We start from the raw sequence: 20765 nt of genomic DNA on the forward strand, positions 1-20765 counted from the left end.
TTGCTTTCCGGCGCCCTAGCGTCCGGCGATCTTCACCAGCTTGTGGTTGATGAATTCATCCATGCCGTATTTGCCCAGCTCCCGGCCGATGCCCGAGCGCTTCACTCCCCCAAAGGGCAGTTCAGGGTAGGAAGCCGAAGGCTCATTGACGGCCACCATGCCGCTTTGCAGCTGCACGGAAACACGCTCTGCGCGTTCCATGTCCCGGGTGTGGATGGAAGCTCCCAGGCCGTAGTCGGTGTTGTTGGCCAGGGCCACGGCTTCTTCTTCGCCATCCACCTTGTAGAGCACGGCGACCGGGCCGAAGAGCTCCTCGGAGAAGGCGCGCATCTCGGGGGTGACCCCGGCAAGGATGGTCGGCTCGTAGAACGCGCCCTCGCCCTGGATCGACTTTCCGCCGGCGAGGACCTGCGCACCCTTGTCGATGGCATCCTGCACCTGGGCGGCCAGTCCGTCGCGGGCAGCGGCGGAGGACAGTGGACCGAGGAAGTTCTCCGGCTGGGCCGGGTCGCCCACCTTGATCCCGGCCACCTGCTCCACCAGCGCCTGGGAGAAGTCCTCGTAGACCGAGGAATCGATGATGAAGCGCTTGGCCGCATTGCAGGCCTGGCCGGTGTTGCCGAAGCGGGCGCGCATGCCCAGCTTGGCGGTGCGCGCCACGTCCGCGTCCTCGAAGACCACGAATGGATCCGAACCGCCCAGTTCCAGCACGACCTTCTTCAGGTTGCGCCCGGCAATCTCAGCCACGGCAGCACCGGCGCGCTCGGAACCGGTCAGGGATACTCCCTGCACCCGGCGATCGGCAATGATGTCCGCGACCTGGTCATTGGTGGCGAAGATGTTCACATACGCGCCCTGCGGGGCGCCAGCCTCACGGAAGATCTCTTCCATGGCCAGGGCCGACTCCGGGCACTGCGGAGCGTGCTTGAGCAGGATCGTGTTGCCGTTCATCAGGTTCGGGCCGGCGAAGCGAGCCACCTGGTAGTACGGGAAATTCCACGGCATGATGCCCAGCAGCGCGCCGACCGCTTCCTTGCGCACCAGCGCCTTGCCGCCGGAGGCGATTTCCAGCTCCTCGTCGGCCAGGTACTTCGGGCCGTTCTTGGCGTAGTAGCGGTAGATCGCCGCCACGATGCCGATCTCCCCCAGCGACTGCTTGATCGGTTTGCCCATTTCGCGGGTGATGATCGCGGCCAGCTGGTCGGCGCGAGCCTCATAGATGTCGGCCACGCGCTCCAGCAGGGCAACGCGTTCATCCAGGGCGGAGACCGACCACTGGGTGTAGGCATTGTGCGCCTCGGCGATGGCATCCTGGATCTGCCCATCGGTGGCGGTCGGGTAGGTTGCCTCTACGACGCCGGTGGCCGGGTTGGTTACCGCATACATGCTCATGCTGCTCCTTGGAAGTCCCATCGATTAGTGTCCACAGCCCAGTCTGCCAGCAAAGCCCCTGCGCTTGGCAAGCAGATGCCGTTGGAAGTCAACACGGCACAGGTCGCACCCTGGAGCCTGCGGCACTGTTGCCGGTTCGGAGGGCCATCGCCGGGCAAGCTATTTCGGAGCCTCATCCTTGTTGCGCTGCCGGTACCGGATGATCTGGTGCTCATAGGAAAGATAGAGACTTGCCAACATGCGCGATTCGGCGATCGTCCCGCCCAGCATTTCGGCGGCTTTCTTGATGCGGTAGCGCACAGTGTTCTGGTGCACGAATAGCCCGGCCGCCGTCCCGGCAATATCCTGGTCCAATGCCAAATAGGCAATCAGCGTTTCCTCCAGCTCCTTTTCCCCGCGCAAGGGCGCGATAAATCGCACCAGCTGCTGGCGATCCAACGGATTGTCGATGCGCGTCAGCAACCATGTGGCTGGGTCCAGGTCTTCCGCACGCAGAATGGCGTTCGCGCCTGCCGGCACCTGGACGGTGCCGCGCAGCGACACCTTGGCCGCGATTTCGGCACCGCGTAGCAACTCGGGGATCCGTGCCAGTGATACGGACGCCTCGCCGACCCCGATGGCCAAGTTCTCCTGCTGCTCCGCGAGCCATTGCAGCGGCTTCGTGCCATCAGGTATCAGCGCGTTGAATCCCGCTTGGATATCATTGCTGCGCCCATTTTCTGCAAAGAGCAGTGGAATTCCTGCACGATGCGCCGACGCGATGACCGACTCCACCCGGCGCGGGCCAAGGCTCCCATCATCCCGCACGACCGCAGCTACGCTGCGCACCGGCTCGTAGGCGGCGAATCCGAATTGGCTGAGCAGCTCCCAGTAGCGCAGCTCCCGGGAGACCTCGATGCCGTCTTGCAAGCTCGTGAGCAGCTGCGAATTCTCGTGCCTTCTGCGTGAGGCATCCAGTTGCTGCAGACCCTTGATCGCACCAAGCATCTTCTGCGCGGTATCCAGCAAGGCATCGCCCAACTCGCCCATGACCGCCTCGTTGCGGCTGGCAATGGCCAGATGATAGCCGCGTCCGCGCATCACAATGGAGCGGTACATGACCGTCCACCGGCCGATGCTGATCCGTTCGTAGTGCATCCCGTGGTCGGTGATGGCCTGCAGCACCAGGTGGACCGGCCCGTCGCCGCTGGATTCCACCAGCGTTCCGTTGTCCTCGTAGAGCATGGCCGCTCCGCGGCAATTTGCCGCGATGCGCTGAATCAGCGAGGCGACAGGCTGGTCCGCGGCGATCGAATCCAGCAAGTCGTTGGTCAGCCACATGGCGCGTTTCATTCCATAGTCCTCCGTCACCGGGGACAAGGCATTGATGTACTTCTCGACATGGCTGAATGGGATGTCCCGAGCTATCGACAGCAGATTGAGCCGTGCCGCTTCGCACGCCTCGACCAGTTCCACCGGCACCTGTTCGAAATACACGCCCACCCCGAAGCAGAGCACCGGCACCTTGGCCCTGCGTGCAGCGAAGGCCAGATCCCTGGCTGCCTGCACGCGCTCCACCTCGGGCTGCAGCCGCAGTCCGGTGGTGAGCATTGCGTGCCCGGGGTCGAACCAACGGGCGGGCTCGTGGATCTCCGAGGTATGCGCGCCGCTGACTTCCATCCAGGGGTCGGGCACATGCACCGGATGCAATCCGAGGGACGTCGCCTCCAGCAAATCCTGCACCGTCAACGTCCCGCGTTCGCTCACTGGGCCTTCTTCCTGTCCGCTGCCGATCCCGCAGGCCCCGGTTTTCCGGGGCGGGAGTGGAAATTACAATCTACGCCCGCCGGGCTTTGAATTCCACCAATGACAGAGACGAGCATCACACCCCACAGTGGATAGCACAAGTTCCAAGCTTCACCAGAGGAGAAAACATGGCCAACTTGAGAGTTGCCGTCGATGTCGGCGGGACCTTCACCGATGTATGCATCTTTGATGACCAGTCCCAGAGCATGCGCGTCACCAAGGTCCCGTCCACCCCGCATGACCCCATGGAGGCGGTGATGAGCGGAGTTCGCCGCGCCGAGGTCGATCTGTCCGACGTCTCGCTGTTCTCGCACGGAACCACCGTGGCCACCAATGCCCTGATCACCCGTCGCTTCCCCAAGGCGGCCCTGGTCACGACCCGGGGGTTCCGCGATGCCATTGAAATCGGCGACGGCACCAAGGACGACCTCTGGGATGCGTACAAGGACGTGTCCGGTCCCTACATTCGCCGCCGCGACCGCTTCGAGGTCACCGAACGCACCGATTACGCAGGCAAGATCATCACCGAACTGGACGAGACTGAGGCCCGGCAGCTGGCAGCCTTGCTGCGCAAGCGCGGGGTCAGCACCGTCGCCGTCTGCTTCCTGAATTCCTATGCCAATCCGGCCAATGAGATCCGCATGCGCGAAATCCTCGAAGAAGAACTGCCCGGAACCGCGATTTCCGCGTCCGCCGAAATCCTGCCAGAGATCTTCGAGCACGACCGCTTCAACACCACGGTCTCCAACGCGGTGCTGGCACCGCTGGTCACCGGCTACGTGGACCGCTTGGCCGAGGAGCTGAAGGCTGGAGGCTATGCCGGGGATCTGCTCCTGCTGCACTCGGGCGGAGGCTCTATGACCCCGCGCATGGTCAAGCGGTATCCGGTGCGACTGGCGGCTTCCGGAATCGCTGCCGGTGCCATCGCGGCCAAGCATGTGGCGGCGCAGTGCGGTTTCGAGAATGCGGTAGGCCTGGATATGGGTGGGACTTCCACTGATATCTGCCTGGTTTCCGGCGGCGAGCTGCGCATCACCAAGGAATGGCAGGTGGAATACGGGCACCCGATCGTATTCCCCTCAATCGAGGTGCTGACCATCGGCGCCGGCGGCGGCTCGCTGGCTCATCTGGATATTGCCGGTTCGCTACGCAACGGCCCCCATTCCGCCGGGGCCGATCCCGGCCCCGCCTGCTACGGCACCGGAGGCACGGAACCGACCAATTGTGACGCCAATCTGGCCATGAACCGCCTGGGCACTTCGCTGGCCGGTGGCGCGCGCGAACTGGACCGCGCGCTCTCGCTCCAGGCCATCGACCAAGCCATCGGCCAGCCGCTGGGCATGGATACGGCGCAGGCCGCGCACTCCATCGTCCAGGTGGCCAACGCCAACATGGCCGATGCGGTGCGGCTGATCTCCATCCGCCGCGGCTATGACCCTCGCGACTTCGCGCTGATTGCCTTCGGCGGCGCCGGGGCCCTGCACGGGGCCGAGGTTGCCCGCGAACTGTCCATCCCGACCGTGGTGGTCCCGGCCAACCCGGGAGTCACCTCCGCACTGGGCTGCCTGCTGGTGGACATCCGCCACGACCTCTCCCTGATGTTCAACGCGTTGGCCTCGCAGGTCGACCCGAAGCAGGTCGAGTCCGAATTCGCCGCCCTGGAGAAGGAAGCCACTGCCCGCCTGCGCCATGAAGGCGTTGCCGACGAGGACGCGATGCTGCAGCGCGAGATCTCCATGCGCTACGCCGGGCAATGGCGTTCGCTGGCCGTACCCATGGGCTCCGGCCCTGGGGCCCTGCAGCGCGCGGTGGAGACCTTCCACCAGCAGCACGAGCGCGAATTCGCCTTCAGCCAGGAAGACCAGCCGGTGGAAATCTACCAGCTGGGCCTGAGCGCCATCGGAAAGACACCGAAGCCCGGCTTCGTTCCGGCCACCGAGCTGAATGCCGACCCGGGCGTTCCTGCTTCGAGCCGCCAGGTGTACTTCGGCCAGGACGGCTGGATCGCCACCCCGGTCTACGAGCGCAGCCAGCTGCCGGCCGGCGCCACCTTCCTTGGCCCGGCCATCATCGACCAGCTCGACTCCACCACTGTCGTACCGCCGAACACCACCGCGGAAATCGACGGCTGGGGGAACATCCGCATCCACCTGCACGACCTGAAGAATCCTTCGGAGGCCTAAAATGACCCAGATACTCCAATCCCCGCTACGGCCAAGCGCCGATCCTACGCTTGATCCGGTGACCTTCGAGGTGCTCAAGAACGCGTTTGCCACCTCCGTGGACCTGATGAGCGAACAGATCCTGCGCACCTGCTACTCGTTCGTGATCTATTCCCGCGATTTCTCCTCGGCGCTGTGCGATGCGCAAGGAAACACCGTCATGCAGGGCTCGGGCGACATCGCCGTGCACGTGGGCACCTTGCACTTCCAGTGCAAGGCGGTCCTGGAGCAGTTCGGCAGCGACATCCACGAAGGCGACGTCTTCGCGATCAACGACCCGTATCGCGGCGGCACCCACTTCAACGATGTGTCTTTCATCCGCCCGATCTTCTCCGAGGGCACCATCCTGGGCTTCGCACAGAACAAGGGGCACTGGGCGGACATCGGCGGCAACGTGCCCGGTTCCTTCGACGTCAATGCCTCCGAGCACTTCGGCGAAGGCCTGCGCATCACCCCGGTGCGCGTCTACTCCAAGCACGTCTTCCTGCACGATGTCGCGCAGCTGCTGGTTTCCAACACCCGTGCCCCGGAACAAGCCATGGGAGACCTACACGCCCAATCCGAGGCGACCGCGGTCTGCGAGCGCGAGATCCTGCGGTTGGTCGACAAGTACGGCAAGGACACCGTGTCCACCGCAATGCAGGAAACCCAGGACTATGTGGAACGCATCGTCCGACGCCAACTAGCGGACCTGCCGCGGGGCACTTGGGAGACCACTGATTACCTGGATGTGGACCCCGGCCGGGGCGAAGGGCTGGTGCCTATCCAGATCAAGCTCACGCTGGATGGAGAGGGGATCCACTACGACCTGTCCGGTTCCGCCCCGGCGGTGGCCACCTTCTTGAATTCGGGCTACGGCACCAGCCACTCGGCGATCTATGCCGGGACCAAGACTTTCTTCCCCGAGGTCCCGCTGAACTCGGGCTTCTATGCGGCCGTGCAGGCGGATATCGGCGAAGAGGGCTCGGTGGTCAACGCCGGCTGGCCGCACGCGGTGACCGGTTTCTGCTCGGGCCCCTACGAGAAGATCATGAACGGCATCTTCGAGCTGTGGAGCCAGATCATGCCCGAGCGGGCCATGGCCTGCGCTTTCAACCTGGAATACCTGCTGGTCGGCGGGCGCGATGCGCGCACCAGTGAGGACAACTACTTCATGTGGTACGACTGGATGGCCGGCGGCTGGGGCGGACGCTCATCCAAGGACGGTGCCTCGGCCACCGCACCGGTGTTCGGCCCGGGGCTGGCAGTTCAGCCGGTCGAAGGCCAGGAGCGGCTGTCCCCGGTGCTGACCACCAAGCACGAGATCGCCATCGACTCGGCCGGCCCGGGCCGCTTCCGCGGAGGGTTGGGGATCGAAAAGGGCGGCATGCTCACCGATGCGCACTCCACCGTGATGAGCTACTGCTGCGACCGTTCGCGGTCCATCACTTGGGGCATCGAGGGCGGACTGCCGTCCATCCCGCACGGTGTCTGGCTGAATCGCGGTACCGCCGACGAGCGTTTCCTGGGCTCCATCTTCTCCTCGGTCCCGCTGCAGTCGGGCGACGAATTCACCCGCCCCTCGGCCGGAGGGGGAGGGTTCGGCGACCCGTTGCAGCGTCCCACGCAGGAAGTGCTCGAAGACGTCATCGACGGTTATGTCTCCATCGAGCGAGCCGCAGCCGACTACGGCGTGGTGATCGAGGAAATCGATGCGGACCTTGATAACTATGAGGCGCTGGAGTCCGAAACCCAGGCGCTACGCTCCCGGATCCGGGCCGACCGGCGCGGCTGGCTCGAAGAAGACGCCGAGTCGGTGGCCGCCCGCTACCGCGAAGGCACGGTGGGCATGCTGGATGCCATCCGCCGCTACGGAGTGATCCTGCATTGGGGCACTGGCGAACTGCTGGAAAACTCAACCACCGAGTACCGACAGCTGATGCAGCGCCGCTCGGCCGCACACTGGGAAGCCTAGCCGCAGCCCGGCCTTGCAACTGCTGCACCACCGCTTGCACCGCCAGGTGCACCCCCGCCGGTGCGGGAACCTGCTCCATGCGCCGGTTCCCGCACATTCGGTTCTCCGGCGGATCCCGCGGACTCCCGCGGGACATTATTCACCCGAAACGCCTTCACCAAGTGATGGTGGCGTGATTTTCGGATGTTCCTTCCTTGCACCACCCACATCAGGCCCAGGCCATGCCCGTGCCCCAGCGCCGGGATGCGATGGCTCGCGCCAAAGCAACAAAGGAGAAGTCCCATGGCAATAAATCGATCCACGGATCATAGCGCGGCCGAGCATTCCGCTACGGCGAAGATGAGTGCAGGTTCCCTGTCCATGGCTTGGTACGGCCTGGTCTCGGCCATGTTCTTCATCTACATCGGCGCATCCCTCGCTCAGGCGTACGGGACCATCGATACGCTTATCGGGCTGGCCATCACCATCGCCATCTACGGCGCCATCAACCGCGTCCTGGCTGGCTACGCGCTGCGCAGCGGATTGACTGTCGCGCAGTTCTCCCGCACGCTGCTGGGCCGCAAGGGCGCAGTACTGGCTACGCTGGTCTTCGCTGCCACTGCGATCTACTACGCGGTTTTCGAGGGAGCCATCCTGGGCAATGCATTCCAAGCCCAATTCGGCGGACCGATCCAGCTCTGGCATGCGCTGGTGGTGCTCTACACCCTGCCGCTGATTGCCGGGGGAATCCAGCGCTGGCTGGACAAGGTCAACGGCTGGCTGCTGCCCATCTACTGGGGCGGCTTGATCACCGCAGTGATCTGGGCATCCATTGCCCATCCTGGTGGCAGTTCCTGGCTGGAGCACTCCACCGGCGCACTGCCCCTCGCTGCGGGCGGACCCGGATGGCTGGCCACGTGCGCCGCGTTCATGGGGGTGTGGATCTTGATGATGTACACCATGGACTTCGCCTCTCTGGGTCGGGCCGCAGATGCCCAGTTCCATCGGCGCTACACCTTCGGCTGGTTGTTCTACACCTTGGCTTTCGGCGTGAATTCCGTGATCGGCATCTACCTGACCTTCACCATTCCCGGCGCTGAAGCTACCGAAACCGGTGTCGCCGGGGCGCTGGTCCAACTCATGGGGCCGTTGGGCCTGCTGGTGATCTTCGTTTCCCAGACCCGAATCAACACCGCCAACTACGCGCTAGGGATCTCCAATCTGAAGGAATTCGGCACTCGGGCACTGGGCTTGAAGCTACCGTCGCTGGCTTGGGTAGTGATCGGCGCGGCCATTATCTACCTGCTGATGCTGTTGCCGGTGGTGCAGTACCTGCTGCTGGCGTTGTCTTGGCAAGGCGCCCTTGTCACCGGTTGGGTGGCCATCGCGCTGGTCCACATCCGCTGCGAAAAGCGTTTTGGACTCATCCCCGACAGCCATCACCTGCCGGATCATCGGTTCCCTGCCTTCAACGCCACAGGGGTCTGCGCTTGGGTCATTTCCGCTGCAGCCGGTATCGCGCTGATCCAATCGGGCAGCGACGGGGCTGCCACCTTCGGGGTGTTCACCACCCCAGTACTGGCCGCCGCAATCTACGCGATCTGGAACCCGGGGTCGCGCGCCATTCGAAACCACGAATCGCTCGCCTCCCTTGACCGGGCCTAGCCAGCGCAAGCCGGGAACCGTCAGCCCGGTCCCGGCATGCGTCATGCGTCATGCCACCGGATGCTCCGCGCAGATTCGGCACTTCGAAGAGGGAGGCCGCGTGGATTGCCCTCCAGCCCTGAGCGCGTATTCCGGGCCGGACCAGGTCGTGTCGAGCTGCCCTGCCGCATAGGCCAACTCATCCCGCTCGTCCAGCCTGAAAGTACACCATGACCGCGAATTTATGGACTTTGTCTCCCCCGCAAGCACAAGTTGCATTCATTAGCTAAGCTAACTATCTAGATCGCAGATCGGAGGCAACAGCTCAAATGAACCAATCACCGCCACCATTGCAGCTCATGTGGTATCGCGATGACCTGCGCACCGCAGACAACCCGGCATTATCGTCCGCGCTGTCCGCGGGGCCGGTGCTCGCCGTGTTCATCCTTGACCAGCAATCCCCGGGCATCCGTCCATTGGGCGGTGCGGCAAAGTGGTGGCTGCATCACGGGCTGAAAAGCCTGCGGACGTCATTGGAAGAATTGGGCATACCGCTTGTCCTGCGCCAGGGACCCGCGGACAGCATAATCACGGACTTGGCAGGGCAAACCAATGCGCAGGCCGTTCACTGGAACCGGCGCTACGGCCAACCGGAGCGCGCGGTGGACACACAGGCCAAGACAGCACTACGCGGCCTCGGGCTCGAAGCGCACAGCTACCCCGGTACGCTTCTGCATGAACCGTGGGAACTGCTGACCAAGAACGGCACTGGATACAAGGTTTTCACCCCCTTCTACAACGCCCTGCGCGACGGTTCCATCAGGCCACCGCTCCCCGCTCCACTGGCGCAAGAACTCTCCATCTCATCAGCGATTCCCTCCGGTCTAGAATTGGAAGACCTCGAGCTGCTTCCGGCCGCCGCGCAATGGACTGCGGGACTGGCTGCGCAGTGGGAGCCCGGCGAAGCCCCTGCCCGGCAACGGCTTGAACATGTCCTGGAGTCAATTGCCGAAGGCTACCCGGAGCACCATGACCGCCCCGATCTGGACGGCACCTCTGCGTTGTCTCCCGCAGTGCGCTGGGGGCACTTGGGCGCCCACGAGATATGGGATGCCCTGGGCCAGCTTGCCGCGAAGAATCCCAAGGCTTCAGCTGGGGCCACTGCGATGAGGCGTCAACTGGCATGGAGGGACTTCTGCTGGCACCTGTATTACCACCAACCGCAGCTTCCGCACAGGAATCTGCGCACAGCCTTCGACCACTTCGACTGGGTTTGGCCTGAGCAGGACCCGCAAGCCGCCCTCCATGTGAGTCTCTGGCAGAAAGGACGCACCGGATTCAGGCTGGTGGATGCCGGCATGCAGCAACTATGGCAGACCGGATGGATGCACAACCAGGTGCGGATGGTGGCAGCCAGCCTGCTGGTCAAGAACCTGCAAGTGCACTGGAAGGTCGGCGAGCGCTGGTTCTGGGACACCTTGGTGGATGCGGATATCGCCAGCAATACTGCCAATTGGCAATGGGTCGCTGGCAGCGGAGCGGATGCGGCACCGTATTTCAGGGTCTTCAATCCGGAATTGCAGGCCAAGAAATTCGACCCGCAGGGAAGCTATGTTGCTCAATTCGCGCCGTTGGCCGCGGTGCCCCTCGTGGATCTGAAGCAGTCACGGCTCGACGCATTGGATGCATATGATCAGATGAAGCTCAGGCTTGGTGCAAGCTGAAGAACGCTTTCCTACCCCACGCAGTTGCACATTACCGGCTGCGGATCACGGCAGCTGCGGCGTCTCATGGACGCGAAGCATCGGTCGGCATTCAATGGAAAACTGATTCCAGCTTCCGGGCAGCCGGCAGAAGATGCCCGCGGATCCACGAAGATCTTCACATGCTGTTCGTTGTTCTGATCCGCTGCTTTTCAGCTCACTGCCTCAGCGCATCGGTTGCCTTGCTGCGGGATCAGGAGCATTCTCGCCCGCACACCAGAGCGAAAACGCCTTCCGCGGCCTTGCGTGAACCCGGCGCATACAAATAATTCCAACCAAGACCAATCCCTTTTCCGTCCTTCTCCGAAGAACGTGTACAGGGTTCCTTCCGGAACCCACAGAACTCGACGCGGACTAGAATCCGTGTCCCAGGAAGGACTGATTGCAATGCGCACATCGCCTAACCGCTTGCTCGCAACGATTTTCGGGGCCGTATACCTCCTTGTCGGCCTACTCGGGTTCCTTGTCACCGCCGGCGTGGAATTCTTCGCGACAGAAGGCGGGAAGTTGATTATTTTCGAGGTCAATCCACTTCACAATGTCATCCACCTGGCCATCGGCGCAGCACTGCTCATCGCCGGACTCGGATCCGTGCGTGCCTCCAAAGTCGCCAACTCGACCGTAGGCGCTGTCTACCTCCTGGTCGGCATCTTGGGTCTCTTCTTGGCCTCCACAGCGTTGAACATCATTGCCCTGAACGGCGCGGATAACGTCCTGCATCTAGCCAGCGCGATTGTCCTGCTGTCGGTAGGCCTGTCCCAGGACCGGACTCCAGCAGCCCATACTGCACGGTCATGAATTCCCGCGAAGCCATGGAGCCTGCCACCGAACCTGCCAGGCAAGGGCGAGATGCAGTTGCGGGCTCCGTTGCCTTCGGCGGCCTATATGCCGGAATCGCCGGGTTGGGAATCGCGGCGCTGGCCGCAGCATCCTCCGCCAGCCTGGCATCGGCGTTCTGGGTCGGGACCGCCCCGGCACCATGGTGGGCGTGGCTCGGCGCGATAGCATCCGCAGCATGGGCAGGCCTAGCGCTGATATACGCTGTTGCCAGCCTGCTGAAGGCAAAGGCGCCTGGCCTGAAGCTCGCTGTTCCATTCTTGACGCTCGTCTCCTCCGTGCATTTAGCTAGCATTGTTGCCGGTCTTTGGGGGTTCCCGGAGGGAACGAAAAATCTGGATCTCACTCTTGGTTCCTTGCTGCTGCTTGAGCTGTCGTTGCTGGCGGTCTTCGTTTGGCAGCGCAAGCGGCGGAAGAACTATCCGCACCGGTCAGTGCGGTCCAGCAGTCTGGTTGTTCTCGGGAGCATGTTTGCCAGTTCAGTTGCGGTTGCGGCGGTTGCCAGTTTGGGGTTGGCAGCCTCGTCCGCCGGAGAACTGGCGGTACCGCATTCCGAGCACGGCATTCACCATTCGGGAGACATCGACCCGGGAATCATTGGCAAGATGAAACAGGCAGAACACCACCACTAGACTCAGCCCGGGTGACCGTTGGGACAGTCACTGCTCTGGTGCTTTTCCCGGTGGTTGTTGCGAACCCAAGCTCATTGCGATTGATCCACAATGAGTAATGCAGACGTGAGATAGCGGACGAGTTCCGGCTGCATCTTGAAGTTCGATCTTCGTCAAGTACTTCTTGAATCCAGGGGTCCGGACCTTGCGATAGTTGAAGGCGGGCGCTCTGCCGCCGAGCCTAATCAGGAGCGCGAAGCGGCTTATAGTACAAGGGCGATGATGGTAGCGCTCCCATTCTCCGAAATGCCTACGCTGGCCTGAATCCAAGCGGCCTGGGATCCGGTGGCGAGCATCGCGCGGAAATTTGACCCGTTGGCTTCGCTCAGCTGTCCGCCGCACGTGCATGCCCGGAGCCCAGACTCCGGTTCCAAGCCTGCATGGTGCCGTCTACCAGTCCAGCGTTGCCTGGTCGAAGGTCCAGGACGCCGCGTTTGTCCCGGCGTACCGGAACAAGACCCGGGCGCGCTTGGCTTTCTTCTACACATCAATGCCCCGCGCCTTCACCTTCTCGCCGGCGTGCTGCATGCTAGATGGTTTCCATGTCGCGGGAGCTACCTACATGGCGGCTGCAGCATTGGCGCCGTGGCGCCTCTACTCCGTACCAGGGATGGTTCCGACCCATGAAGATGAATTGCTCAGACGCGCATTCGACACGCTCCATCCACTTGCCGGGATGGCCAACCTTGCCTCACCAACAAGTGGAGCGATGGCGGTCTCCGTGAGACTGATACGAGATTCCAATGCGGCTTGTTTAGCGGCGGCAGAACGTTCACCCTGCTGCTGTTCTCGTTTGCGCCGCCGCGCTGCCGTGTCTGACTCTGCATGCACAGCGCGAGCGAGTTTTGATTGTAGAGTCCTTCTTCCTTGGGGTATTCAGAGGCTTTCTTCTGCCAGCGATTCGCCTCCTTGCCAGCCGTGGAAGCTTCTTTGTCACGACGTTCGACTTCATTACGTTTGGTCAGTGCGTTCGATAAGTTGGTTTTCTTCGATGACGCCTGTCGAGCTCCATCAGCCTCGGCGCGTTTTTTGGATCCTTTGCTTCGGAATTCTCCGGCCTGCTTCGGCAGCGATTCGCTGCTGACGCTTGCGGTCGAGTTGTCCGCGATATAGGTCAACACTCATCTTCCCCCCGTTATTGGTGATCCTTCCGGATAAGACCATGCCCCGGCACTTTGAATTAAACATGCGCTCGGCACCTGCATCCGTCATACGGAAGTCCGCAATTTTAGCCCAATAGATGAATACCTCGCCGAATTGCGGTCCACCGATCCAATAATTCGATGCGAAGCGTTGTCCGCCGCCCGTCCTTGACCTTGCAATCCGGGCTGGCCAGGGTCTAGGCGCATTTGCCAGTGTCGTTCAAACAAGCACCCGGAGTAGAAGCTACTCAGTTACCTTGGGTTCCTGAGGCGTTGGAGCATGCAATCCGAAGAACATCTCTTGACGCAGCGCCGCCACATGTTCACGGGTCACCGCTATGGCCGCCATTGGATCGCGTCGCCGCAGAGCATCGACTAGTTGCTGATGATGAGAACGGCCCATTTCCAGTTTTTCCTGGGGATACGGCACGAAATATTTCAGCAGCTCTTCATAGGTGGCAAGGTAGACAGGCACCTCGGGAAGGGCGCTGATCTCCGCAAGCAGACGATGGAAACGCGTATCTGGAATATGGTGCTCATGCCAACTCGCAGCCTGGGCCGATCGGCTGATGAGCTCTTCGAGCTCGCGGCACTGGTCTTCGCTGGCATTCATGGCGGCCTCGGCAACGACAGCGCACTCCATGAGGCTGCGCTGGTCAATCAATTTGAGGACTGCTTGTTCATCAGCACGGTAAGCCTGAACTGCGGAGTCCTCGAGCCGTGGAGGATCCTGCACGACAAAGGTCCCGCCGCCCCGGCCTCGACGGCGCTCCAGCAGCCCGTCCTCGACAAGGCTTTCCAACCCGCGCCTGGCCGTGATGACGCTGACTTCCAGGCCTGCGGCAATCAGTTCCGTGCTCGGCAGCTTGTCGCCCGGCGCCAGAAGCGCATGCTCGATGGACAGCAGGATCCGGGCGCGGACCGTCTCCATGGCTGTCAAACGCGTTACGGCAGCTGAGCCCGGTGCCGTATGCAGCAACCGGTCGATCTCACGCGCTTCCTCGTTGGTCAGCCTCGGAATATTTTTTGCCGTCATGTATTGAGTCTATCGATTGCATCACCTACATTAGTATAATTGATCACATTGATCAGTTATAGATTTTGAGAGAAGCTCATGGTGTCACAGGAGATTATTGCTGGACTGGCGCAACGCGTCCCGCTGCCCGTATCGAGTCCTTTGCAGGCATTCGCTGACGACGTGTCCGCAACGCTGGAGCGCTTCGGCCCGCTGGACCTGCTGGTGTACCCGGAAATGCACTTGCACGGCACCGAGCACCTTCTTGTTGCCGAACGCAGCCGCGCATTGGAAAACGCGGCTGTGCCTTTGGACGACGAGTTCATTGCCGCCATCGGGTCCATCGCCGCAGAACACCGCATCTGGCTCTGCCCTGGCAGCGTCGGAGAGAAAGATGCCACGGGCGGCTACTACAACACGCAGCTGCTCTTCGCCCCGGATGGCACGTTGGCAGCCAGCTACCGCAAAATGTTTCCGTGGAGGCCCTACGAACCTCATCAACCCGGCACTGAATTCGTCGTGGCACCGCTAGCGGAATTCGGTACCGTCGGGCTGTCCAATTGCTACGACGCCTGGTTCCCCGAGCATTCGCGCCATCTAGCCTGGATGGGGGCCGGTGCCATCTTGAATGTGGTGAAGACAACCAGCGAGGACCGGGAGCAAGAACTGGTGCTGGCCAAGGCCAACGCCATCGTGAACCAGGTCTACATGCTCAGCGTGAACTGCGCGCATCCAGTAGGCCGGGGCCGCAGCATTGCCGTGGATCCCGAAGGCATGGTGTTGGGCGAGGCCGGACTCGGTGAGGACACCTTGGTAGTACGCATCGATCCAGCCAAGCTCCAACTTGTCAGGGATCGTGGCACTGCCGGAACCAATCGCGTCTGGTCCCAATTCCAGCACGGCGACACGCCAATCCCCCTTCCGCTGTACAACGGCGTGCTGGATCCCTCGCGTTGGTCTCCGCGGCCTCCCTTGCCACGTTCCTAGATCCATCCACTATCCCCACTCAAAGAAAACGATGGAGTTTCCAATGTCCACCACCCCATCCCTCACGCCTACCTTGAGGCTTCCTTCCTTGGTCATCTTTGGTCTGGCCTATTTGACCCCGCTGATTGTTCTCGGGATCTTCGGCGTCATTGCCTCGCAGACCGGCGGGGCCAGCGCGAGCGCTTACCTCGTTGCCTTGCTGGCAATGCTTTTCACGGCCAACAGCTACGGCCGGATGGCCGCGGCCTACCCTGCGGCGGGCTCCGCCTACACCTACGTACGGAGAACCATCGACGGACGGGTGGGCTTCCTGGTCGGCTGGGCTACCATGCTCGACTACCTGTTCCTTCCGATGGTAATTTGGCTGATCGGCGGATCCTATTTGCAAGCGCAATTCCCGTCAGTGCCGATGCCGGTATGGATCCTGGGCTTCATCGTGGCTACGACGATCTTGAATATCGTGGGCATCAAGGTGGCTGACCGCGTGAATCTGGTGCTCATGTCCTTCCAGATCCTGGTCATCGTCTTCTTCGTTGCGCTTTCAGTGGCCAGCGTCGTTGGCGCGCAAGGAACTGGCGGGCTGGCGAGTGCTTCTCCGTTCACCGGAATCGGCGCTACGGCTTCTGGCATCGCCGGAGGCGCAGCCATCGCTGCGTACTCCTTCCTGGGATTCGATGCGGTGACCACCTTGACCGAGGAAACCGTTGAACCGCGTCGCACCGTACCAAAGGCGATCATGCTGGTTGCCTTGATCGGCGGCGGAATCTTCGTAGTGGTGGCCTACACCGTTCAGCTGGTGCACCCCGGTGGCGTATTTGAGAATTCCGATGCAGCCGGATTCGAAATCGCCCAGCACATTGGCGGCAACTTCTTTGGCGCGATCTTCCTCGCTGCTCTGGTCATCGCGCAGTTCACCTCGGGCATTGCAGCCCAGGCCGCGGGCAGCAGGCTACTCTACGCCATGGGCCGCGACGGGGTGTTGCCGCGCCGCTTCTTCGGCGCACTGAACGCACAGTGGAGCACCCCCGTATTTTCCATCCTGGCCATTGCCGCGGTAGGCCTGATTGCCATGTTCATGGACGTCGCCACCTCGACGTCGTTCATCAATTTCGGCGCCTTCATTGCCTTCATCATGGTCAACGCCTCGGTGATCGTCTACTGGGTGCGAGAACGCCGGGCCGGCAAGAGCTTGAACCCGCTGCTCTACGTTCTGTGCCCAGGCATCGGCGTGCTGGTGATCGGATTCCTGCTCTCGCAGCTGGATACCCATGCGGTAGCGGTAGGCTCGATTTGGCTGGCCGTCGGCGTTGCGATCCTCGGCATCACTACCAAGGGATTCAGGCGCCAGCCACCTCAAATGGCGCTCGAAGAACTCGAAACCTCCGGACAGCAATAGCATCAAGACCCGCTTCTTCGCACCGATTCACGGAACGGTGCGAAGAAGCGCGCTGCATCCCACCAATCCACGGCCCACCGTGGATAGTCGATAGTCTGCTAGCAGAAGCGACCTGCACATTAGTTATTTGTACCAGGTAGCATGGGCCGTTGGTCCCGGACCTGCTGCTTGGACCTGCGCAGTTGCCAAACGCGCATGGCACCGAGCAGAAGGAATGCAGCTGCGACCATTATGGAAATCTGGGTTGCCTGGGCAATCCCGGCATTGAATGCATCTATCGTGTTGGCTGAGTCCACCTGCATGTACAGTTGGTTGATATTCGTTCCGGCGCTTTGCGTTGTTGCTTCGGCCAGTTTCGCCGCTTGCTGGCCGACCATGCCTTGGCTTTCCAACTGAGCCGGCAGAATCATGACCAAGGAAACGGAGAGTACTGCGCCCGAGACTGCGGGGCCCATTGCCAAGCCGATCTGTCGCACGGTGGATTGCATTGCCGAACGCTGACCGGAGATTTCCTCTGACACCAGTGGCAGTACCGTACCAGTCAGCTGGGCTGAGGCCAGTCCCAGGCTGATTCCGTAGCCCACCAGTGGCAGGGCCGCACCCGAGGCGAACACGCGATGTCCATGGCGGCAGGAATCATTTTGTGCGTACTCGCGACTGAAACGCGCATCGGCAATAATTCAAACGCAGCGCACGAAGCCAACGATTAGAGCCCTCGGAAACAAGAATTAGCCGGGCTGCCGGCTAGCGACGGGGATCCACAATGATCTTCACATGCTCCTCATTGTTGTTGATCAGCTGGTCGAAACCTTCGGATACCAGCGAATCGAGTCCGATGCGCCCGGTGATGAACGGGGCCAGATCCAGCTTGCCGCTTTGCACCAGTGCAATGGTGTCCGGATGGTCTCCCGCGTAGCCGATGGTGCCGCGCAGGTCGATCTCCTTCAGCACCAGCTTGGGCATGTCTACTGCCGGCTTATGCCCCCAGATCGAGACGTTGACGATCACCCCGCCGGGAGCCACGGCATCCAGGAGCATGTCCAGCACCACCGGGACCGAGGAGCACTCGAATCCGGCATCGGCCCCGCGTCCTCCGGTCGCCTCGCGCACCTTGTCCGCCACGTCCCCGTCCCTCGGGTCGAAGACCCTGTCGGCAACCCCGGTTTCCCGCGCCTTGGCCTTGCGGGCCTCGGAAAGTTCCGAGATGTAGACTGTCAGCCCCTTGGCCTTGAGCACCGCTGCGGTCAGCAAGCCGATCGGGCCGGCTCCGCCCACGATGGCCACCTGCCCGGCCTGCGCGCCGGAGCGGACGAAGGCGTGGTGGGCCACGGACAGCGGCTCGATCAGCGCGGCAACATCGAGCGGGATCTTGCCGATGGGATGGACCCAGCGGCGTTCCACGACGATCTTCTCCGATAGCCCTCCACCGCGGCCGCCCAGGCCAATGAAGTTCATGTCCTGGGAGAGCTGGTACTGCTGGCCCTTGCTGGTGTCCACATCCCCATGGATGATGTACGGTTCCACCACGACGTTCTCGCCAACTTCAAGGCCGGTGACGCCCTCGCCCAGGGCGGTAATGGTTCCGGAGAATTCATGGCCCATGGTCACCGGCGCGCTCTCCCCCGAGATCGGGTGCGGATGCCCGGCCGGCGGGATGAAGATCGGGCCTTCCAGGTACTCGTGCAGATCGGTGCCGCAGATGCCGCACCAGGCCACGTCGATGGCCACCATTCCGGGCTTCAGCACCGGCTCATCGATATCCTCGATCCGGATGTCCTTCTGGTCGTAGTACCGTGCTGCGCGCATGGCTCCCCCTCGAATCTTCCTGCCTGTTCCCGACCGGCCCAATGCCGGCCGGTGCTTCCAGCACCCAAGCTACTGCGGCCGCCAGGGTTTGAGAACCGTTGCAAGAGGTTTCATTCCGGAATCCCAGCAAGCCATCCAGCCAAGGCCCAGCCATAGGCACACGGCTTTTTGGCGGCGCACAATGGACTATGGACATCATGTCGGCGGCGCAGCGTTCGGCGCTCATGTCGCGCATTTCCAGCAAGAACACCGGGCCGGAATTGGCCTTGCGCCGATTGCTGCATGCCGCCGGGTACCGCTACCACGTGCACGGCGTCCTGCCCGCGCGGCACGTTGCCCAGCTGCGTTCTTCGCATCCCGAGATCCCCTTGCGGGGCGGAAAGCTCCCCGGTTCCCCGGATCTGGTCTTCAGCGCCCGGCGCAAGGCCATCTTCGTCAACGGCTGCTTCTGGCACGGCCATGATTGCCCGGTGGGCCAGCGCCGCCCCGCATCCAATACGGGTTATTGGAATCCCAAGCTGGATGCCAATATCACCCGGGACCAGCGCAACCGCGATAGCCTGGCCGCACTCGGCTGGGAATCACTGACGCTCTGGGAGTGCGAGCTGAAGTCGATGGATGGCATCTTGCGCAGGGCGGCAAGCTTCCTCGGCCCGGCGCGCATCCTGCCGCGCGGAGCCACCGCGCAAGACCCCTCTAAGGGCACCGGGGTTGGCTAAGATCGAATAGTCCAACCCGGACATGGGTACTGTCGCCGCTAACGGCTCGAACCATGAGGCCTGCCATGGCCTGCCCGCAGCAAACCAACACGTTCCCCGAGGTCCATGAAAAACAGCACGTCCCGCTTCGAAGTCCCGGTACTGCTGGGAACCCAGACGCTGTTCAATATCGGTTTCTACGCGGTGGTTCCTTACCTTGCTGTAGTGCTGGCCAACGACTTCCTGCTGGCCGGCACCGCGGTGGGCCTGATCCTGGGCATCCGGACCTTCGCCCAGCAAGGGCTCTTCCTCGCCGGAGGCAGCCTGGCCGATCGCTTCGGAGCCCGGCGCATGATCCTCATTGGCTGCGCGGTGCGCGCCGCAGGGTTCTTCACGCTGGCGGCCTCGCTGTCCTACGGCGACCCGAAGCTCTGGTTGTTCATCCTCGGCACATTGCTCACCGGATTCGGCGGAGCCCTCTTCTCCCCGGGCCTGAGCATCCTGGTGGGCGCTGCCCAGACCGCGCGCGACAGGGGCCAGCCCGCAGGAGCCAAGCGGGCCTCGCTCTTCGCCTGGCTGAGCATCACCGGCGAAATCGGCGCGGTCACCGGACCGCTGGTTGGAGCGGTGCTGTGGGACTGGGGGTTCGCAACCGTTGCAGGCTTCGGGGCGATCTTCTTCATCGCCATTGGCCTGTTCCTGGCTGCGGCCTTGCGCCGTTCCGTTGAGGAAAGCACTTCTCGCGATCACCCGGTAAGCCCGGCACCGCCGAAGCTCCAGCCCGGCAGCCTGCGCCGCTGCCTGGCGGACCGGAAGTTCGTGGCGTTCTGCGCCTTGCATGCCTCGGACTTGCTGGCATACAACCAGCTCTATTTGGCCATCCCGCTGGAACTGGAACGCACGGGCATGCCCACCCAGTGGCTGGGACTGGTTTTCGCTTGGATCTCTGTACTGACCTTGGCCTTGCAATTGCCCGTCGCATGGATCGCGGCACGGATCGGCGCGGCGGCGACCCTGCGTTGCGGATACCTCTCCAGCGCCTTGGGCTTTGGCGTGCTCGCTTTTCTCCCGGCCTCGGCCTTCGGCGAGCAGACTGGTCCGATTCGCATCTTGTGCGCGGTGACCCTGCTGGCCTTGGGGCATATGAGCGTGCATCCCACGGCCTTGTCATTGGTTCCCAAATTCGCCGGGCACCGGGCCACTGGCTCCTATTTCGGTCTGCTCGCCAGCTGCGGCGGCCTGGCTGTGCTGCTCGGGAACATGCTGGTCGGGTGGCTGCTGGCGCAGGCCAGCCAGGGTCTCATCCCCGGCTTCCTGCCTTGGCTGTTCCTCATGCTGCCCCTGGGCCTTGCTGCCTGGCTTGCCGCATCGCTCGTGCGGCGCGCAGGCATCCTTGCCCACGGAGCATGAACTGCGACACATGACGCACTGTCCTCGCGGAATTTCCACGCGGCGCCCCAACTTTGCACTACTC

General features: G+C 62.5%; 16 protein-coding genes. 10 read left to right on the forward strand and 6 right to left on the reverse strand.

Annotated elements, in window-relative coordinates:
- Positions 1-15 precede the first annotated feature (15 nt).
- The gene (locus ACRDT3_RS04205) at positions 16-1392 is read right to left on the reverse strand and encodes an NAD-dependent succinate-semialdehyde dehydrogenase (RefSeq protein ID WP_431491780.1); all 1377 of its coding nucleotides are present in this window, start codon (positions 1390-1392) and stop codon (positions 16-18) included.
- 159 nt (positions 1393-1551) lie between these two features.
- Positions 1552-3138: a helix-turn-helix domain-containing protein gene (locus ACRDT3_RS04210; protein WP_431491781.1), complete on the reverse strand. Its 1587-nt coding sequence runs from the start codon at positions 3136-3138 to the stop codon at positions 1552-1554.
- A 167-nt stretch (positions 3139-3305) separates the two neighbouring features.
- Between ACRDT3_RS04210 and ACRDT3_RS04215 the strand changes: the two genes are divergently transcribed.
- The 6 genes from ACRDT3_RS04215 (at position 3306) to ACRDT3_RS04240 (ending at position 12208) form a co-directional block, all read left to right on the forward strand.
- Positions 3306-5360, forward strand: coding sequence for a hydantoinase/oxoprolinase family protein (locus tag ACRDT3_RS04215; RefSeq protein WP_431491782.1), 2055 nt, complete (start codon positions 3306-3308; stop codon positions 5358-5360).
- A gap of 1 nt (position 5361) precedes the next feature.
- The gene (locus ACRDT3_RS04220; RefSeq protein WP_431491783.1) at positions 5362-7353 is read left to right on the forward strand and encodes a hydantoinase B/oxoprolinase family protein; all 1992 of its coding nucleotides are present in this window, start codon (positions 5362-5364) and stop codon (positions 7351-7353) included.
- Between the two features lie 282 nt (positions 7354-7635).
- Positions 7636-8997 (forward strand): purine-cytosine permease family protein, encoded by a 1362-nt coding sequence (locus tag ACRDT3_RS04225; protein ID WP_431491784.1) that lies wholly within the window; start codon positions 7636-7638, stop codon positions 8995-8997.
- A 308-nt stretch (positions 8998-9305) separates the two neighbouring features.
- Positions 9306-10700, forward strand: a complete 1395-nt coding sequence (locus ACRDT3_RS04230) for a cryptochrome/photolyase family protein (RefSeq protein ID WP_431491785.1) — start codon at positions 9306-9308, stop codon at positions 10698-10700.
- Positions 10701-11126: 426 nt separating this feature from the next.
- Positions 11127-11537 (forward strand): DUF4383 domain-containing protein, encoded by a 411-nt coding sequence (locus tag ACRDT3_RS04235; RefSeq protein WP_431491786.1) that lies wholly within the window; start codon positions 11127-11129, stop codon positions 11535-11537.
- A complete protein-coding gene (locus ACRDT3_RS04240) occupies positions 11534-12208 on the forward strand; it encodes a hypothetical protein (RefSeq protein ID WP_431491787.1) in 675 nt (224 codons plus the stop codon). Before ACRDT3_RS04235 ends, ACRDT3_RS04240 begins: the two co-directional genes overlap by 4 nt.
- Positions 12209-12885: 677 nt before the next feature.
- Here the strand turns inward: ACRDT3_RS04240 and ACRDT3_RS04245 are convergent.
- Both ACRDT3_RS04245 and ACRDT3_RS04250 read right to left on the reverse strand, forming a co-directional pair.
- Positions 12886-13365, reverse strand: a complete 480-nt coding sequence (locus ACRDT3_RS04245; protein ID WP_431491788.1) for a hypothetical protein — start codon at positions 13363-13365, stop codon at positions 12886-12888.
- Positions 13366-13633: 268 nt separating this feature from the next.
- The gene (locus ACRDT3_RS04250; RefSeq protein WP_431491789.1) at positions 13634-14425 is read right to left on the reverse strand and encodes a FadR/GntR family transcriptional regulator; all 792 of its coding nucleotides are present in this window, start codon (positions 14423-14425) and stop codon (positions 13634-13636) included.
- 78 nt (positions 14426-14503) lie between these two features.
- Here ACRDT3_RS04250 and ACRDT3_RS04255 point away from each other — a divergent pair, with 78 nt between their 5' ends.
- Both ACRDT3_RS04255 and ACRDT3_RS04260 read left to right on the forward strand, forming a co-directional pair.
- The gene (locus tag ACRDT3_RS04255) at positions 14504-15391 is read left to right on the forward strand and encodes a carbon-nitrogen hydrolase family protein (RefSeq protein ID WP_134779242.1); all 888 of its coding nucleotides are present in this window, start codon (positions 14504-14506) and stop codon (positions 15389-15391) included.
- Positions 15392-15434: 43 nt separating this feature from the next.
- Positions 15435-16787 (forward strand): APC family permease, encoded by a 1353-nt coding sequence (locus tag ACRDT3_RS04260; protein ID WP_431491790.1) that lies wholly within the window; start codon positions 15435-15437, stop codon positions 16785-16787.
- Positions 16788-16906: 119 nt separating this feature from the next.
- Here ACRDT3_RS04260 and ACRDT3_RS04265 read toward each other — a convergent pair whose 3' ends face one another.
- Positions 16907-17401 (reverse strand): hypothetical protein, encoded by a 495-nt coding sequence (locus ACRDT3_RS04265; RefSeq protein ID WP_431491791.1) that lies wholly within the window; start codon positions 17399-17401, stop codon positions 16907-16909.
- A 130-nt stretch (positions 17402-17531) separates the two neighbouring features.
- Positions 17532-18593 carry a 2,3-butanediol dehydrogenase gene (locus tag ACRDT3_RS04270; RefSeq protein WP_431491792.1) on the reverse strand — a complete coding sequence of 354 codons (1062 nt, stop codon included), beginning with the start codon at positions 18591-18593 and terminating at the stop codon, positions 17532-17534.
- A gap of 188 nt (positions 18594-18781) precedes the next feature.
- Between ACRDT3_RS04270 and ACRDT3_RS04275 the strand changes: the two genes are divergently transcribed.
- Both ACRDT3_RS04275 and ACRDT3_RS04280 read left to right on the forward strand, forming a co-directional pair.
- On the forward strand, positions 18782-19312 hold the full coding sequence (locus tag ACRDT3_RS04275) for a very short patch repair endonuclease (protein WP_431491793.1): 531 nt from the start codon (positions 18782-18784) through the stop codon (positions 19310-19312).
- Between the two features lie 105 nt (positions 19313-19417).
- On the forward strand, positions 19418-20701 hold the full coding sequence (locus tag ACRDT3_RS04280; protein WP_431491794.1) for an MFS transporter: 1284 nt from the start codon (positions 19418-19420) through the stop codon (positions 20699-20701).
- The last annotated feature ends 64 nt before the right edge of the window (positions 20702-20765 follow it).

Source organism: Glutamicibacter sp. (assembly GCF_050701915.1).
GTDB lineage: Bacteria > Actinomycetota > Actinomycetes > Actinomycetales > Micrococcaceae > Glutamicibacter.